Below are 17,934 nucleotides of genomic sequence, written 5' to 3'. Positions count from 1 at the left end.
ACAATAAATGGGTATGACCGGCGCAAGTGAGCAATATACTAATATAGCTGATTAAAAGGGGGTATTCCATGGGCTGCCTGATTTTTCGATCTGCCGCCTTAAGTCTACTGCTGCTCTGCACGGTTACCGGCCTTGCCCTGGCCGCGCCGCCGGCGCTGTCCGCCCAGGGCGCTATTTTAATGGATTTCAAAACAGGCCAGGTACTCCATGACAAAAATATAAACAAAAAACTCGCTCCTGCCAGTACAACCAAAATTATGACTGCAATCATTGCTATCGAAAGCGGGCGTCTGGATGAAACGGTTCATATCAGCGCGGCCGCGGCCGGCACCGGCGGCTCTTCCCTTAATCTCTATCCCGGGCAGAATATTACGCTCCGGGAGTTGGTTACCGGTCTGCTGCTCCGTTCCGGCAACGATGCCGCCGTGGCAATTGCTGAGCATCTTGCCGGTTCTGTTGATGCGTTTGTGGAAATTATGAACAAGAAAGCCGCCAGCATCGGCGCAGTCCATACTCATTTCAGCAACCCCCATGGCCTTTCGGCCCCCAGCCACCTGTCCACAGCCTTCGATCTGGCCTGGATGACCCGGTATGCCTTGAGCAACCCGCTATTCGCCGAGATCGTGAGCACGAAGGAAACAAATATAGAATGGCTTGACCGGAAAGGCAAAAGTCAGGACCGGAGTCTCCGCAACACCAATAAGCTCCTGTGGATGCTGGAAGACGCCGATGGGGTAAAGACAGGGACAACAAACCGCGCCGGACCGTGCCTGGTCTCCAGTGCAACCCGCGGCAACCAAAAGCTTATTGCCGTTGTATTAAATGATCGTTCCCGCTGGTTTGACTCGATGCAGCTTTTAAAATATGGTTTTGATTCCTTTGATTTATATGAATACGCGGAGCAGGGAGCAATACTTACCTCGCTGCCGGTGGAGAATGGAATGACCGGGATGGTTGACGCCATTGTGGAAGCCCCGGGCTCGCTGGTAGTCAGTGCGGAAGATTACCCTTCCGTAACGACGGAAGTTGATTTACCGGAAAAATTAAAAGCCCCGGTATACCAGGGCCAGAAAATCGGCGAAATTATTTTTTATATAGAGGATAAGGCGGTAAAAACTGTCGACATCATCGCCGGCAATGCCGTGGAAGAAAGCACCATCAGCAAAATCCTGCTCCGCCACTGGCTGGATACCCTGAGAAGATTATCCAGCTGGGGGGTATTATGACAGGCCGGCTATACCGGTTTCCGGTAGAAGAATGGCAAATAATGCTGAAAGCCAATATCCCGGAAGTTCAGTATCGCCTCAGTCCCCCCGACAAACAACACCCCGCCCGGTTTCAGGGCGGCAAAAAAGCGGCGATACAGCCCGTCTTTGGCTTCCTCGGTAAAATAGATGACAACGTTCCGGCACAGGATAAGGTCAAACCCTGATTCAAATTTATCAACTAAGAGGTTATGACGCTGAAACTCAATCCGCGTCTTCATATCATCGCCAATAGTCGCAACACCGTCTGCCTGCTTAAAATATTTATTTAGCCGGGCCGGCGGTATATTTTTTAGCTCATTGGTTGTATAAACCCCTTGCTTGGCTTTAGCCAGCATTTCCACATCAAGATCTGTCGCCAGAATGCGATGTTTGCTGTAGGGCGTGAGTTCATTAAGCATAATCGCCAGCGAATAAGGCTCTGCCCCAATGGAACAGCCGGCACTCCAAATAGTAAGCTTTGCACTTTGCTTTAGCAGATCGGGAATAACTCTTTTCTCCAGTTCATCAAACTTTTCCGGTGTCCGGAAGAATTCGGTAACATTGATTGTGAGAAAATCGATAAACTCTTTATACAGTTTAGGATTAGCCTCAATCTTACTAAAGAAGTCCAGATACCCGTTGGCCCCATGGCGGCTCATCATGTTGCCGATACGCCGCTGCATTTGCGCCGGCTTGTAGTCGTTAAGATTAATGCCTGATTTAACATGAAGCTTTTGTTTAAACAGCTCCCAGTCTTTGTCGCTCATGGAAACCCCCTGTTATAGAGATAAATCTAATTTTACAGTTTAGCTTAATTGTAAACTTCGACATGACACGGATGTTTTCCTACCTCTTTTGTTTGCTTATTTCAGCGCCCGTAAACAGCAGCATAAAAGAAAACACGGCTGCGCCAAGCGTAAGCTGATGTTGCCCTTATCCAGGGAAAGTTAACCTTGCTATCAGCATAAGCAAGGACTTGGCTTGTGCCAAGTCCTTGCGGACGATGCCCTGTAGGGTATCGTCGTTCTTATGTCCACAGAGTTTATTTATAAATTCTGGTAGACCAAAAAAGTCAGGTCAGACTTGCCTGCACGGCAAGCCTAACCTGACCCGACAATCGTTCCAAGCTGGTTATGCTAAGATTTGCTCTACCGGTGTAACCGGCAGGTTATGAGCCTCGGCAACACCTGTAAATACGACCTTGCCATCATATACATTGAGGCCTTTGGCTAAGCCGGGATCATCCCTGAGTGCCGCCTTCCAGCCCTTAGTGGCAATCTGCAGGGCATATTCGATGGTTGCGTTGGTCAAAGCAAAGGTTGACGTCCGGGCAACAGCACCCGGCATATTCGCGACAGAGTAATGGACAACGCCGTACTTCACGTAGGTCGGGTCGCTGTGTGTCGTTACCCGGTCAATGGTTTCCACCGACCCGCCTTGATCGATAGCCACATCAACGATAACCGAACCGGGTTCCATCGACTTGACCATTTCCTCGGTAACCAGTTTAGGGGCTTTGGCACCAGGCAGCAGCACCGCGCCCACAAGCAAATCAGCCTTTTGGACCCAGCCGGCAATATTATAGCTGTTAGACATAACCGTAGTAACCCGGCCGCCAAAGATATCATCAAGATAGGCCAACCGCTCATTCGACTTATCAATAATCGTAACCCGGGCCCCCATGCCGACAGCCATTTTAGCTGCGTTTGTCCCTACAACGCCGCCACCGATAATTACGACCTGAGCCGATTCGACGCCAGGCACGCCACCTAACAGGATACCCTTGCCGCCAAAGGGCTTTTCCAAACAATGAGCCCCGACTTGCACAGACATCCGCCCGGCAACCTCACTCATCGGTGTCAACAGCGGCAGTGTGTGGTGACGTTCTATTGTTTCATAGGCGATGCCGACTACCTTTTTGTCCAGCAGGGCTTTAGTCAATTCCGGTTCAGGGGCCAGATGCAGATAGGTAAAAAGTATCTGCCCCTCATGAAACAGTTCATATTCCGGAGCCAGCGGTTCCTTGACCTTCATAATCATTTCCGCCTGGTCAAACAATGCTTTTTTATCAGCGATAATTTGCGCCCCGGCTTTTACGTAGCTTTCGTCAGAAAAACCGCTGCCGCTACCGGCACTTTGCTCGACAAGCACGGTATGCCCGGCCTTTTTCAGCGTTTCTGTACCGGCCGGAGTCAGAGCCACCCGGTTTTCATTGTTTTTAATCTCTTTAGCCACACCAATAATCATATACTTGGCCTCCTTAATAAATGATATGCCAAAACGCATTTCTCTCACAGGCATTGATAATGCAATTGTTATGCCAATAATACATGTGCATTTCCCCCAGGGGAGAATCTTCTGGCAAACCGGCGCTAAAGCCAACAGAATCAAGGCAGCTTCCCCGGCGGCAAACAAGCGGGCGCAAATCCACTGCCGGAAACTTAAGTTGCCAGCAACATGGCAATAAACTGTGCCATTTGGAAATTTTAGTTTCCAAATCTTTTTGTTTATTGTATACAATTACCTGGCGCTATTGATATCCCGGCCCTGAGTGTCCGCCTTGTTCCAGCCGCACAGATAATATCCGGCCACAAGCAAAACAAGCCAAATAGGCCCTACAATCATCGCCACCAGCGTATCCGGATCAAAGCACATAACAACGGCCACAAAGGCCAAGAAAGCCAGGCAAACCCAGTTAAGCACCGGATAACCGGGCATGGGGTATTTTAAATTGGCCTGCTGTTCAGGCGTCAGCTCCTGCCTGAATTTCATCTGCACCAGAACAATAATGGCCCAGACCCACAGGGCGGCGAAGGTGCCGACACTGGTTACATAAGTAAATACCTTGCCGGGAACCAGGTAATTCAGGACGACGCCAATCAACAAAAACACGGCCGAGACTAAAATACCGTTCATCGGCACTTTCCGGCTGCTCAGCCGGCCAAAAAACTCCGGTGCCCGCCCCTGCAAAGACAAATTATAGAGCATGCGTCCGGTACTGAAAATGCCGCTGTTGCAGGAAGATAACGCGGCCGTCATAACAACAAAATTAATGATCCCTGCCGCCGACCGTATTCCCAGCTTCTCAAAGGTTAATACAAACGGACTGCCGATAGACCCCAGCTGATTCCAGGGGTAAAGCGACATAATAACAAACAAGGCGCCAATATAGAAGATCAAAATACGCCAGAATACTTTGTCGATTGCTGCCGGCAGCGTTTTTTCCGGATTCTTGGCTTCCCCGGCCGTTACCCCGACCAGTTCAATGCCTACATAGGCAAACATCACCATAACCAAGGCCATAATCATGCCCGGCAGGCCTTTGGGCGAAAAGCCGTCATAAGCCCAAAGATTGGAGATGCCGATCGGTACACCGCTGTTGCCGATACCGAAAATAATCATGCCTAACCCGGCCACAATCATAATAATGATTGTAATAATTTTGATAAGAGCAAACCAAAACTCAAACTCGCCATAAGCCGATACCGCAACAAGGTTGACAACCGTCATGCATATCAGCGCCGCCAAAGCCGGAACCCACTGCGGCACCTCGGGAAACCAAAACTGCATGTACACGCCGACAGCCGTAATCTCGGCCATGCATGTGACAACCCACATGAACCAATAGGTCCAACCGGTCAGATAACCGGCCATAGGCCCCAAAAATCGGTTGGCATAGGCACTGAAAGAGCCTGATACCGGATAGGCCACGGCCACTTCGCCCAGGGCCCGCATGATATAGAATATGATGATGCCACCCAGTAGATAGGTAATCATCAGCGCCGGGCCGGCTGTTCTTATCGCTGAGGCCGACCCTAAAAACAAACCGACACCAATGGCCCCGCCCAGGGCAATTAGCTGAATATGGCGCTCTTCCAACCCGCGGTGCAGTTCTTCATGCATCCCATCTCTCTTAGACACGCTTACTCCTCCCCCATTCTACCAACTAGAATAAGCCCACGCTCTTATCTTCACCTCCACCAATCGAAGTACATTCTCTCACTATGTATGCATTGCATGAACTGTGCCAAGATTTCGACTATTTAAATTTAAAGGTTGTTCCCGACTTTGCCGCTGATCTGGAAACATATATTTACAGTTTTTGGTACTTGCAGTTTCCAGGTGGAAAAAAATATTTCCAAAAAATGTAACAGAAAAGGCAGGCCCTCTAACAGAGGCCTGCCTTGCAAAGGTAATGCCGAGAAAGCTGAAGTACTAGGAATTTTTATATACCCGCGGCACCCGCTTACTCACCATACATACTAGTTCATAATTTATTGTTCCGATAACCGCTGCGACCTCATCTGCCGATAATGCGGGATCGCCAAACAAGATGGCCGTATCACCGGCCTGAACAGCGGGTATGCCGCTGACATCAGCCATACACTGATCCATGCAGATCCTGCCAACCAACGGTGCCCGGCAGCCGTGGATAAGGACATCGGTTTTTCCCGACAACAGCCGTGTCCAGCCATCGGCATAACCGATCGGCAGTGTGGCAATGCGGCGTTCAGACCGGGCCGTATAGGTTCGGCCATAGCTGATGCTCGCTCCCGCCCCGACCGTTTTAATCTGAGCCACCTGCGCTTTCAGTTGCATAGCCGGAGTCAGCGCCAGGCTGCGCTTACAGGCGGACGATGGCCACAAGCCGTATAAAATAATGCCTGGTCTTACCATATCCAGATGGGTCTCCGGCATTTCCAGCGTAGCTGCACTGTTGGCGATATGCCTGATCGGCACTTCAATACCTCTGGCCTTTATGCGGTTAAGGGCTTCCGCAAACCTGGCATACTGCTCTTTAGCATAGGTTTTGTCAGCAGCATCGGCTGTCGCGAAATGGGAGAATACCCCCTCAAGCTCCAGCCCCGGCATCTTCGCCACCGCACTGGCAAAATCTCCGGCCTCGGCGGGCAAAATGCCGATCCGGCCCATGCCGGTATCAATTTTTATATGGATTTTTACCGCCCGGCCGGACGCAACGCCTGCCGCCGCTAAAGCCTGGGCAGTATCCAGCGAATATACGGTCTGGGCAATATTATAAGCGGCAACGGTCCGGGCCTGGTGCGGCGGCGTATAGCCAAGAATCTGGATAGGCACCAAAAAACCTGCCTGCCGGAGTTCAACCGCCTCGCTCAGGAGGGCTACTGCCAGCCGCTCGGCCCCGGCAGACAAAACTGCTCCGGCCACGGGTATCGCGCCATGCCCGTAAGCATCGGCCTTAACGACAGCGCAGAATTTCACCTGCGGCTTAAGGCTGCTTTTTATCATTTCCACATTTTTTTTGACAGCAGCCAAATCAATCTCTGACCAGACTGGACGCTCAAACATCATATCCCCCCTAAATTGCACCCTATCCTGCAGCAAAACTTATGCAAAAATCGCGCCAATTTTAACATTAAGAAAGCCGGCTTGCGCCGAGCCTGCCCACAGGCCCAAGCCGCTGTTGCCCTTATCCAGGCGGAAAGTTATCCTTTCCGGCAGGACAATAAAACAGCCGGTCCCTTTACTCTCACTTGCGCCCAAAAAAGTATGCCAGCACCAAGGCCAGCAGCCATATCGGGCCGACGATTAAAGCCAGCAGCGTGTCGGGGTCCTGACTCATTACCACCGCCACCAGCGCCAGCATAAACAAACAAAAAATTCCTGATACCGGATACCAGGGCATTGGATAAGCCAGCCTGGCAGTCTGGGCCGGGGTCAGGCTGCAGCGGAATCTGGCCTGGACAATAACGATGGTAGCCCAGACCCATAAGCAGGAGAAGGTGCCGATACTGGTGACATAAGTAAATACTTTAGCCGGAATGAGATAGTTGAGGACTACCCCGGCGGTTAAGCAGGCCGAGGAAACCAGCACGCCATTAACCGGCACCTGACTATTGTTCAGCTTCCGCAAAAAAGCCGGGGCTTCCCCTTGTTCAGCCAGAGTATACAGCATTCGGCCGGTGCTAAAAACCCCGCTGTTGCAGGAGGACAGCGCCGCCGACAGCACAACAAAGTTCATCATCCCGGCCGCATTGGCTACGCCCAGCTTTTCAAAGACCGAAACAAACGGACTGCCGACACTGCCGATTTCCGTCCAGGGATAGATAGACATGATGACATACAGAGAGCCGACATAAAACAAAATAATCCGCCAGAACACTTTATCAATAGCCGCCGGCAGCGTTTTCCCGGGCTCCTTGGCCTCACCGGCCGTAATCCCGATTACCTCAATGCCTACATAAGAAAATAGCACCATGGCCAAAGCCATAACCACCCCGCTGATTCCATGGGGAAAAAAACCGCCATGCTGCCAAAGGTGGGAAATTCCCAGGGGAACATTATTATTACCGATACCAAAGATGATCATGCCAAACCCGCCCAGTATCAACAGGAGAATGGCAATAATTTTAATTAAGGCAAACCAGAATTCGAATTCACCATAGGTTTCCACGGCAACAAGGTTTACACAGGTCATTATAATGACTGCAGCCAGGGCAGGGATCCACTGGGGCAGTTCAGGGAACCAGTAGTTCATATACACGCCGACAGCGGTAATCTCGGCCATGCCTGTCACTACCCACATGAACCAATATGTCCACCCTGTCAGGAATCCCGGCAGAGGTCCCAGAAAGGAGCGGGCATAGGTACTGAATGAACCTGCTACCGGATAGGCAACAGCCACCTCTCCCAGCGCCCGTAAGAGACAGAAAACGACGATACCGCCGATAAGATACGCAAACAGGAGCGCGGGACCAGCTGTCTGAATAGCTGATGAAGATCCCAGAAACAACCCTACCCCAATCGAGCCGCCAAGAGCAATCAGCTGGATATGGCGCTCTTTAAGCCCTCTTTTGAGTTCCTGCCTGTTTCCTGTTTTACTCAAATCCATTCCCTCCGCTGCTATAAAAAGTACTATTGGGTGTGCATCAAACCCCATAGTACAAATTTATAATTGCAGCAGCCGGATTAGACCTCTGTTTTCTCCTAACCTGACAGGTTAATCCTGATTAGACCGCCTGGTACTGGCCAGTTCGTATTCCACAATCAGCTTATCAAGATATATGCTCATCGCCGCCACCTCTTTATCAGAAAAATCACCCTGTTTTTGCTCCACTAACAGGTGCAGCTGGCTGCGCACTATCTCAATCTCCCGCTCTTTTTCCGCCAGACTAGTCACACTTAACCCCCTGAATCATATTTGCCTGCCGGCGAATCCGCGCAGCCCCGGCTTTAAGCCATGCAAGCCACGCCGGCAATCCGTCACCGGTTCGGCATGAGGTTTGCAGTAAACTTGCCTGCGGATTTAAGCCTTTTATGTCGCTGATGGCAGCATCCAGATCAAAACTCGTATACGGCAGCAGATCAATTTTATTTAATATGACCGCCTCCGACTGCCGGAAAACCAGCGGATATTTCAGCGGCTTGTCCTCCCCTTCGGTGACGCTTAACACGACTACCTTGGCATGCTCGCCCACATTGAATTCAGCAGGACATACCAAATTGCCGACGTTTTCGATAATAAGAATATCGACAGCCGCTAAATCAAGCCTGGTTAACGCGGCTTTAACCATAAATGCATCAAGGTGGCAGCCGCCGCCGGTATTAATCTGTATGACCGGGGTTCCCGCCCCGGCAATCCGGTCCGCGTCTTTAGAGGTATATAAGTCGCCTTCGATAACGGCAAGAGTAAGCTCATTTTTTAACAAGCTTAAGGTTTGCTCCAGCAACGAGGTTTTACCACAACCTGGTGATCCCATTAAGTTAACCGTAAAAATCCCCCGGTTTGTCAGCATAGTGTTCAATTCTGCCGCATGTTCATCATTCTTATGAAGAATATTGCTCATAACAGGAATTTCCACAGCTACTCTACCTCCACACTTTCAACTTTAAGTTCCCGGCCTGACACAATCTCAATCGCGTATGAACCGCAGGCTGCACAAACAAAGCGGTATTTGTCAATCCCCCGTTCGTCGCCGCAATCCTGACAACGGCCGGTTAACGGGACAATGCTGATAGACAGGCACGCCCCCGCCGCTATTGTCCCCTCGGCCAAAGCCGCAAAGCCAAACTCCAGTGCCTCAGGCACAATACCGGTCAGTTCACCTGTCAGTACCCGAATGCCTGTTACTTTGCCGGCGCCATGACTGGCAGCGGTGTTCAGCGCCAGCTCCAAAATACCCTGGGCGATTGCCAGTTCATGCATGGCGGCCCCAGCCAGGCGGCAGTTCTATCGTAACATTGCAGTGCATATAATGTTCTCCTTCCTTCTGTAAATTCCTTCCAAAAAATCTTCACTATTTTTCTACAGGATAAGTCAACTAGTGATTGGCAATATTTCACTTAATTAACATAATATTTATGGGATAATGATGCATGCAGTCGCAGATACTAGGTTTAGAAAAATTTCAGGAGGTGCTTTACTACATGTCCAGAAGCAGAAAACCAGTTAATCCCGGCGCCGAAAACGCCCTTGATCGCATGAAAATGGAAATTGCCAATGAATTGGGTATCAGTGAAAAAGTCCGCAGCCAGGGCTGGTATACCATGACCTCAGCCGATTGCGGCCGGGTTGGCGGCCATATGGTCCGCCGGATGATCGAGCAATATGAATCATCCCTTGGTGGCCAAAGCACAACTACTACCACCACGTCAACCGCAACTACCGGCACCCTGACTTCCCAATACGACATTAACAGCAGCAATTAATTTGGTAACATAAGAGATGGCGCTCAGCCATCTCTTATGTCTTTTCAGCAGTGCTTAGCTTATTGGCGCTTTTGCTGCAGCAGCCGCAGCACAGCGGGCAAAGGCCGGGCATTGACAATATCTTCTGCCGTCAGCCCCGCTTTGCGGGCAACCGCCACGCCATAACGCATATAGTTAAATTCGTTTACACCATGGGCATCCGGATTAATTGCAAATAGTATCCCTTGCTCCTTCGCCAGCCGGCACCAGCGCCAATCAAGATCAAGCCGATGAGGACTGGCATTAATTTCCAGAATAGTGCCACTGTGGGCAGCGGCCCGAATCACCTCAGTCAAATTAACGGCATAGCCTTTGCGCCCTAACAGCAGCCGCCCGGTCGGATGCCCCAGCATAGTAACATAACGGTTTTGCACAGCCTTCACAATCCGGCGGGTCATATCCGCTTCGCTCTGGCGAAAAGCGGAATGGACAGATGCCACTACAAAATCAAATTCTGCCAGTATTTCATCAGGATAATCGAGCGATCCGTCCGGCAATATATCGCTTTCAATCCCGGCCAAAATAGTAAAACCGGCTTGCTTGGCATTCAATTTTTCAATCTCCCGCCGCTGGGCCTTAATCGTTTCAAGACTGAGGCCGTGGGCATAAACGGCAGTCCGGCTATGGTCGGCAATACCCAGATATGCCCAGCCCCGCTGTCTGGCCGCACCGGCCATGTCGGCAAGGCTCGCCGCCCCGTCCGAATAAGAAGTATGGACATGGAATACACCCCGGATATCTGACAAAGACACCAGCAGTAGCTTTTCCGATCCGAGCGGGATAAGCCTGTCCTCCTCTTCCCGGCACTCAGGTTCGGCGTATTGTAAATGCAGCAGGGAATAAAGCGCCTGCTCATCCTGGATGGCAATCTGGCCGCCGGCGGCAGTTTTTACGCCGCTGGCGCTGAACAGAAAGCCTTGCTGCCGTGCCTGTTCTGCCAGTTTCTCGACATACCCGCTGCTGCCGGTATGATAAACCAGTGCGGTCCCGTATTCATCAGCACCAACAATATAAAGCGTACAAATAAGGCCATTTACCAGCCGGAATACATATTTGCCGTCTTCATCACCAATGACCTGGTCGATCCCCTGCATATTCTTTATACCGGCAAGCAGGCCGGCCGGCGCAGAACAGGCGACTACAATGTCAATAGAGCTGACAACTTCAAGACCTCGGCGGATGCTGCCGACAATATCGGCGCGCTCCACTCCCGGCTGCAGCTTAATATATTCGACAATCAGATCGGCTACCGGCCACGCGTCACCAAGGATAAATTGGCCTTGAAATTTTTTCATGTATTCAATACCCTGCAAAATCCTTTCCTGGGTTTTACTGCCAAAGCCGGCCAAAGACACCAGCCGGTTTTCCCGGCAGGCATATTCAAGCTCCCCCAGTGACTGGATACCAAGCTGGGCATGCAGTGCCCCAGCTTTCTTGGCGCCCAGGCCGGGAAGGGCCATCAGTTCAAAAAGTACCGGCGGCAAACTGCTTTTAAGCTCTTCATAATAGCTTATCCGCCCTGTCGCAATGTATTCGCGAATGATTTCCCGGAGTGCCGGGCCAATGCCCTTAAGGCCTGTCAATCTAATTTCAATATCAGGGTCTGCAAGATTACCGTCAAATTGCTCCATAGTACGGGCAGCATTCTGATAAGCACGGATTTTGAAGGTATTCTCCCCGCCCAGTTCCAGGAACTGGGCAATTTCAGCCAGCAGCCGGGCCAATTCATATTTATCGCGCATAGGCAGCCCCCCCCTATTTTGGTTCAAAATGAACAATGATTTCCGTCCCCGGCTTTACGGCCTCACCGGGAGCTATGTTTTGCTTGACGGCGGTGCCTGTTCCGACAGGCACAAAAGTCAGCCCCAGGCTGTGCAGTTCTTCCCCTGCTTCTCTGATCGTCTTGCCGCTTAACGCCGGCATTGACACATGACCGGGCGGCAGCGGCGCCGGAGGACTTGGGGCGGCGGGGACCGGGACTGGCTGCTCAATACCTGTAGACGCGGGAGCAGGCGGCAGCAGCGGGTTGCCGTCATAAGGCCTGATATTCAGGTACCGCATGACCTGAGACATAATATCACTGAATATCGGTGCCGCTATCTCACCGCCATAATAGAATCCCGCCGGATCATCTAAAACAACAAGAGCGGCGACCTGTGGATCCTCAACCGGGCCATACCCGCCAAAGGAGGCAATATAGTGGCCGGCCAAATAGCCATTGCCCTCGGGTTTCAGCTTTTCAGCCGTTCCCGTTTTACCGGCAAAGCGGTAACCTTTTACCGCTGCATTCTTCCCCCCGCCTTCACTGACAACCTTCTCCAGCATGCCGGTAAGTACCCGCGCAGTCTCCGGGCTGATGGCCTGCCGGACAACGATTGGCTCAAATACGTCTGCCACTGTGCCGTCATGATTGCGGTATTCTCTGATAATTCGCGGTTTCAGCAATACACCGTCATTGGCAATAGCGGCAATGGCCGCGGTCAGTTGAATAGGCGTAACGGCAATACTCTGCCCGATGGACATGGTCGCAGTATCGCTGTCCCGCATCTCTTTAGGGTCGAACATCAGCCCCGCTTCTTCACCGGGCAATTCAATATCTGATGGCTTGCCAAAGCCAAAATTGCGCACATAGCTTGTCAGCTTGGCTGCCCCCACCCGCATACCGACCTCGACAAAGCCGGTATTAATCGAGTTTTTGATAATATCGGTAAAAGACACCTCCCCGTAGCTTTCACCACTCCAGTTTTTAATCCGCCGCCCGGAGATTTCAACAAACCCCTTATCAACAAACCGTTCCTCCGGCCGCACCTTTCTGTCCTCAAGGGCCGCGGCGGCAATCACGGCCTTAAAGGTGGAACCAGGCTCATAGACTATGGAGACCGCCCTGTTTTTCCATTGTTCCGGGCTGTAGCGCTCAAACTGATTAGGGTTATAGGTGGGCCGGCTGGCCATTGCCAGAATCTCTCCCGTTTTCGGCTGCATAATAATAACGGTGGCGGCCTTGGCTCCGGTCTTGGCCATGGCCTCATCAAGCGACCGCTCAACAATGTATTGGATTGCGCTGTCGATGGTCAAATAAACCGATTTTCCCTCCTTTTCAGGCAGGAAGGAAAATATTGATTTGAAAATCGGCGTACCATGACTGTCGGTATCGATAACCTGCTTGAGCTCCCGGCCTTTAATCGTCTTGTCAAGCGTCATTTCAATGCCTTCGAGGCCGATATCATCGGTGCCGACAAACCCCAATACCTGAGCGGCCAAGCTGTCATTGGGATAATAACGTTTACTTTCTTCCACAAAGCCAAGGCCTGTCAGCCCATGCTCCTTGATAAGCATGGTCACAGCCTGGGCCTGCTCCGGTTCAAGGGTTCTTTTTATCCATATAAAGCTTGCGCCGGTGGCCAGTCTTTCTCTGATTCCCTCAGGACTGATATTAAGGGCAGCAGCCAGCAGCTCGGCCAGCACGGCGGCATCCTTTACCTCCCGTGGATTGGCATATAATGATTTTGTCATAGTGCTAACAGCCAGTTCCCGCCCATTGCGGTCATAAATAGTACCGCGCGGCGACTGCATAATCCGGTTCTCTTTAAGCTGATCCCGCACTTTGGCACTAAGCCGCTGACCGTCACCGAACTGAATCCAGGCAATTCTGGCAGCCAAACCGGTCAGCGCCACAATTGTTAAAAGCAGAAACAAAGCCAGACGTTTTTGAATATGTGCAGGCATTGTCACCATGGTAGTCAACCCTTCCTTAGATTACAAAATTCACCTATTAATTATTCGCTGTACCACAGCAATTACCTGCATAAGAAAAGCCGCTATCGCGGTCCTTTGGCTTTTGCACACTTCAGTTGATCCGGAATGCCAGGGCAGTGTCTTACTTTTGTCATCGCCACAAAAGTAAGCAAAAAGGCTAGGCCCAGAGCCTCCGAAAGCTGAAAGGCCGGGGGTTACCGGGGGTGCGGGGGCACCGTCTCTGCTCAAGCTGGACATTGACCTTAGTTTCCCTTATTTATAAGGACTTTCAGCCTCTCAAAACTTATAAATTCTGATATATATAAGAAAGACTTGGCTTGTGCCAAGTCCTTTGGGGTATCGTCGTTCTTATGTCCACAGAATTTATTTACAAATTATGGTAGGAAAAAAAGACATCGCCTGTAAGCAATGTCCATAAGCTACTGCCTTGCTATTTTTCTGCCGGGCTTATTGGTGAGCAGACTGGCCGGCGCCGGCAGCTTGCTCCCGGCGGCTTTTTTTCCGCCAGATACTTGTCCCCAGCACACCAAAAGTAATCAGGGCGGGGATTAGCCATGCCGGCAGAACCCCATGAATAACAGGACCTATTTGATGATCGCTGATCATCATCTCCCCGGCTGTCCAGGCAATCAAAGCGGCACCGGCATAAACAACCAGGGGGTACTTATCCATAATTTTAATAATCAGCTGGCTGCCGAAAATAATAAGCGGGATACTGAGCGCCAGCCCCAGACCCAGCAAAATAAAATCGCCTTTGGCCACAGCCGCAATAGCCAGGGTATTGTCAAGGCTCATTACCAGATCGGCAACAATAATTGTTTTGATTGCCGCGATAAAGGAACCGCCGGCCTCGACATTCTCCTCACATTTATCCTCGAGCAGCAGTTTCGCTGCAATCCAGATAAGGAGTACGCCGCCGATAAACTGCACATAGGGTATTTGCAAGAGTACAACCGCTACAAGTGTCAAAATAACCCGCAGCCCTATTGCCCCCGCGCTACCCCACAGGACGGCCATCTTTTGCTGCTTTGGGGGCAAACAACGGCTGGCCATGGCAATGACCACTGCATTGTCGCCGCTAAGCACGATGTTCACCATCATGATGCTAGCCAGCGCTAACAAAAACTCCATTTACTGCACTCCTCTATTGTAAATTTTGATTACTGATTCAATGGCAGCAGTGCCTGCCCTCACGCCCACCTCCCCATATCAAATTTAGTAGCAGATATTAAAGGTGTGGATAAAATTTATTTTATCAAGGGTTTACTAAATGTGCAAGCCCCTCACCGGCAAAATATTGTATACATCCCTGGAAAATATAGCTCGCGGCTCGCAGGCGACATCACCTGCCGCAACAGGCTGGGCAAAAGCCTTGACATAAGCCGGCGAAGCTTATGGTTTTAAGCCCGCATAAGCCGACCTTTAGACAAGAAAAAAGCAGAAAAAAGATTTTTTCCGCTTTCTGCTTAGGCTATTATTCACATAATTGGTTCAGTTTTATTATTACCTGCTATTAAATGCAAATCATATTACCACTTTTTTTCATCCATTATATACTTACTTTTATCTCCTGAGCGTGCTACTTATACTGCCCGCAAAGCTGCGGTGCCTATCCGCTCAGACGTTGCCATATTCATTCCGGGCTTCATTAAATTCCAGGCCGGCAGTAAGCTGAACGCTTACACTGTCAAACTCGCCGGCGGTCATAATGCCCGCCGCGGCCAGAGCAGCTTTTAAATCGTCTGCACTTAATTGGCTCCATTGCGCATACTGCTGGCTGTCGATTAAAAAATTGCTGATCAAATATGCCAGTATCATTCCTGTCATTTTCATCCTCCTTCGCCCTGGCGGCAAGCCGCCGGACAATCTGTTCTCAACATTAGTACCTTGACAGCCCTAATCCAGTGAATACTGACGGTCTATTTTCCGCAACCCATCGTTGTCGTCAGTCGGCATACGTCCGGTATGCCTCCCTCCTCCGCCTTGGTTTGCGAAAAATAGCCTCGCCATTATTCTACCGTTTTAGAGCTGTCAAGGTACTCTGGTTCTCCTTCCCTGAGTTTTGTGCTATAGTTTCAGTATATCCAAGTCGGTATAATACTTGCCCGGCAAATAACATTCTGCGAGGTATATTTTCATGGAATCGATTGCGATCCCCATCGGGAATAACACGTTAACCGGCATAATCCACCGGTCCGCCCGTCCCTCAGCCGCAACGCTGATTATTTCGCATGGTTTCCGCGGCACTAAAGATGGCGGGGGCCGGGCTGTGCGGCTTGCCGAAACGCTGGCCGCCGCCGGCCTGCACGTACTCCGGTACGACTTTACTCCGCTCCGGAGCTTAACCTGCCAAATCTCGGAACTGGCTGCGGTTATTGAATATTCACGCCAGGCCGTCAGCGAAAAAACGATATTGCTGGGCCGCAGCATGGGCGGCAGCGCCTCCCTGGCCGCAGCTGCAGCTGATCAGAGGATAGCAGGCCTTATCCTCTGGTCAACCCCCTGTGACCTGGCAGCCACTTTTCAGCTGGCCTTAGGTGCTCACTATAATCAGTTGTTAACCGCAGACAGCCTCAGCTTAACAGATGAATACGGCAGCCTGTTGCTGACAGCTGATTTTATCCGCGATTTTCACAATCACGATCTGCCGGCTGCGGCCCAACGCCTTACCCGCACGCCTTTGCTTATACTCCACGGAACGGCCGACACAATTGTGCCTGTCAGCCAGGCTTATACCATTTATAAACTGGCATCAGGCCCCAAAGAACTGCAATTGTACAAAGATGGTGACCACCATTTATCAGGTCACAGCACCCAGGCCGGTGCAGCCATTCTGGCCTGGCTGAAAAAAGCGGCCTTGCTCTAGCTTGGTGCCGCAGTGAATAAACTTACTATTTTTTGCACAAAAAAAGAGGCTCCGGCAATGTTCTGGAGTCTCTTTCTGGCTTTTTCTTATTTTGGGTATCGGTCTGCACACATCGGCCTGTATTACCGGCAAATGCCTGCCCCCTGCCGCCGGCGTTCCGCCGGACTGAGCAAGGCCTCCTGCTGCCGGCGGATTTTACGTTCCCAGTCGCAGACCGGCTCGGGCCGGAAGTGATGCACCACCAGCTCCGGTCTCACTGCATAGATAATCCGTTTGACTGCCGGCACCCTAAATGGCCGGTGCTCATCGATGCGCACCAAATGGGCCTGCAAATCCGCCTTGCCTGCAGCGCTCCCGTTTCCCTGCTTTTGTTTGCGCTGCACATACTCCCCGGAAAGGGAGCAGTTCAAGTGCAAACCGCGCATATGCCGCCCGTACGGGCCGAGCTTGCGCAACACCGCCAGGATATAATCGACACTTTCGACCTCAGTCTTTAACTGCTGGTTGGTGTTCATCACCTGCCCTGTATTCAGCATAAAACCTATATTAGGACGTTTCACTCCGTGGATCAGTCTGGCTGCCATCTTTTTATCCAGCAGCCGCAAACCCGGCCAGCACTGGTTTGCAAACAACAGCGCCATATCCTCCGGTATCCAGGCCAGCAATTCATTAACGACTTCAAGCGCCGCGCTGACCACTTCTGCGTCGGTGGTGCCAAACTGCCAGGTATAGGTTTCCCAGGGCTTAACCTCACTGACAGGAAAAACCAGATAGCCGGCGCCTGCAGCCCGGGCGGCGCCAATCTTCTGCCGGTGGCCTTCGAGCCATTCATCCCGGTCCAAAGTGCCATAGCGTGCTTTTATTCCGGCTTCGCTGCCGAACTGGCGCAGAAGTGCCTGTCGGTCCTGCCGCCAGAAATCCAGCCATGAATCGCCCAGGTTAAGCTGGGCGCCGCAGATCCATCGCGCTGGTAAAACCGCAAGCTCCCCTGGACTGCCCAGCTCAACTTCAATGCCGTCAAGGTGGCGGCGCGCCAGCAAGGGCTCCAGCCAGTCGTAATTGGCCGGTCTGCTTTCCTGTTTGTTTGGGCAGTCAGCCAGGCTGATTAACTGCCGCATGGACATCTTCCCCTTTCGCCGGGTTATTGTTCGCGATTTCTAAAGATTACCTCAGAAGCCGGCGGTCAGCAGCATCTGCCCAGGAACCGCCTTTCCCCATAATATGCCAAACAAGGGAAGCCTGTAAATACCTCATTTGCGGTATGGAGACAACACTTTGGCTGACGCTGATACTAGCACTGCGCCTGCATAGGTATACAGAGCAAAAACGGCTACCGCT

The 17,934-nt window shown here is 51.3% G+C and carries 16 protein-coding genes; 3 read left to right on the top strand and 13 right to left on the bottom strand.

Annotated features, from left to right (window positions below; translation table 11 throughout):
• The first annotated feature begins 68 nt into the window (after positions 1-68).
• Positions 69-1,226, top strand: coding sequence for a D-alanyl-D-alanine carboxypeptidase family protein (locus tag ACZ481_RS01255; RefSeq protein ID WP_464768392.1), 1,158 nt, complete (start codon positions 69-71; stop codon positions 1,224-1,226).
• Positions 1,227-1,234: 8 nt separating this feature from the next.
• Here the strand turns inward: ACZ481_RS01255 and ACZ481_RS01250 are convergent, their stop codons facing one another.
• The 8 genes from ACZ481_RS01250 to hypA form a co-directional block, all read right to left on the bottom strand.
• Positions 1,235-2,014 carry a CheR family methyltransferase gene (locus ACZ481_RS01250; protein ID WP_464768391.1) on the bottom strand — a complete coding sequence of 260 codons (780 nt, stop codon included), beginning with the start codon at positions 2,012-2,014 and terminating at the stop codon, positions 1,235-1,237.
• A 364-nt stretch (positions 2,015-2,378) separates the two neighbouring features.
• A complete protein-coding gene (gene ald, locus ACZ481_RS01245) occupies positions 2,379-3,494 on the bottom strand; it encodes an alanine dehydrogenase (RefSeq protein WP_464768390.1) in 1,116 nt (371 codons plus the stop codon).
• Between the two features lie 273 nt (positions 3,495-3,767).
• Complete coding sequence (locus tag ACZ481_RS01240) at positions 3,768-5,150, bottom strand: amino acid permease (protein ID WP_464770555.1); 1,383 nt, start codon at positions 5,148-5,150, stop codon at positions 3,768-3,770.
• A gap of 312 nt (positions 5,151-5,462) precedes the next feature.
• On the bottom strand, positions 5,463-6,575 hold the full coding sequence (gene alr, locus ACZ481_RS01235; protein ID WP_464770554.1) for an alanine racemase: 1,113 nt from the start codon (positions 6,573-6,575) through the stop codon (positions 5,463-5,465).
• A 181-nt stretch (positions 6,576-6,756) separates the two neighbouring features.
• The gene (locus ACZ481_RS01230) at positions 6,757-8,118 is read right to left on the bottom strand and encodes an amino acid permease (protein WP_464768389.1); all 1,362 of its coding nucleotides are present in this window, start codon (positions 8,116-8,118) and stop codon (positions 6,757-6,759) included.
• Between the two features lie 108 nt (positions 8,119-8,226).
• Positions 8,227-8,406, bottom strand: a complete 180-nt coding sequence (locus tag ACZ481_RS01225; protein WP_464768388.1) for an aspartyl-phosphate phosphatase Spo0E family protein — start codon at positions 8,404-8,406, stop codon at positions 8,227-8,229.
• Entirely contained in the window at positions 8,399-9,088 is a 690-nt protein-coding gene (gene hypB, locus ACZ481_RS01220) for a hydrogenase nickel incorporation protein HypB (protein WP_464768387.1), read from the bottom strand. The genes ACZ481_RS01225 and hypB overlap by 8 nt, the downstream gene beginning before the upstream one ends.
• A gap of 2 nt (positions 9,089-9,090) precedes the next feature.
• Positions 9,091-9,432 carry a hydrogenase maturation nickel metallochaperone HypA gene (hypA, locus tag ACZ481_RS01215; protein ID WP_464768386.1) on the bottom strand — a complete coding sequence of 114 codons (342 nt, stop codon included), beginning with the start codon at positions 9,430-9,432 and terminating at the stop codon, positions 9,091-9,093.
• A gap of 221 nt (positions 9,433-9,653) precedes the next feature.
• On the opposite strand from hypA, the gene ACZ481_RS01210 reads away from it, so the two are divergent.
• Positions 9,654-9,935, top strand: a complete 282-nt coding sequence (locus ACZ481_RS01210) for a small, acid-soluble spore protein, alpha/beta type (protein WP_464768385.1) — start codon at positions 9,654-9,656, stop codon at positions 9,933-9,935.
• 59 nt (positions 9,936-9,994) lie between these two features.
• Here the strand turns inward: ACZ481_RS01210 and polX are convergent, their stop codons facing one another.
• From polX to ACZ481_RS01190, 4 genes are all read right to left on the bottom strand, one after another.
• Positions 9,995-11,716, bottom strand: a complete 1,722-nt coding sequence (polX, locus tag ACZ481_RS01205; RefSeq protein ID WP_464768384.1) for a DNA polymerase/3'-5' exonuclease PolX — start codon at positions 11,714-11,716, stop codon at positions 9,995-9,997.
• A 13-nt stretch (positions 11,717-11,729) separates the two neighbouring features.
• Positions 11,730-13,670 (bottom strand): penicillin-binding protein, encoded by a 1,941-nt coding sequence (locus ACZ481_RS01200; RefSeq protein ID WP_464768383.1) that lies wholly within the window; start codon positions 13,668-13,670, stop codon positions 11,730-11,732.
• A gap of 507 nt (positions 13,671-14,177) precedes the next feature.
• On the bottom strand, positions 14,178-14,861 hold the full coding sequence (locus ACZ481_RS01195; RefSeq protein WP_464768382.1) for a TerC family protein: 684 nt from the start codon (positions 14,859-14,861) through the stop codon (positions 14,178-14,180).
• A gap of 486 nt (positions 14,862-15,347) precedes the next feature.
• Positions 15,348-15,557 carry a hypothetical protein gene (locus ACZ481_RS01190; RefSeq protein ID WP_464768381.1) on the bottom strand — a complete coding sequence of 70 codons (210 nt, stop codon included), beginning with the start codon at positions 15,555-15,557 and terminating at the stop codon, positions 15,348-15,350.
• Between the two features lie 310 nt (positions 15,558-15,867).
• Between ACZ481_RS01190 and ACZ481_RS01185 the strand changes: the two genes are divergently transcribed.
• The gene (locus tag ACZ481_RS01185) at positions 15,868-16,596 is read left to right on the top strand and encodes an alpha/beta hydrolase (protein ID WP_464768380.1); all 729 of its coding nucleotides are present in this window, start codon (positions 15,868-15,870) and stop codon (positions 16,594-16,596) included.
• 122 nt (positions 16,597-16,718) lie between these two features.
• On the opposite strand, the gene ACZ481_RS01180 is transcribed toward ACZ481_RS01185, so the two are convergent.
• Positions 16,719-17,714: a xylose isomerase gene (locus ACZ481_RS01180; protein ID WP_464768379.1), complete on the bottom strand. Its 996-nt coding sequence runs from the start codon at positions 17,712-17,714 to the stop codon at positions 16,719-16,721.
• Between the last annotated feature and the right edge of the window lie 220 nt (positions 17,715-17,934).

The sequence above is a fragment of the Sporomusa intestinalis genome, assembly GCF_055383785.1.
This window is presented reverse-complemented; position numbering and strand designations above follow the sequence as displayed.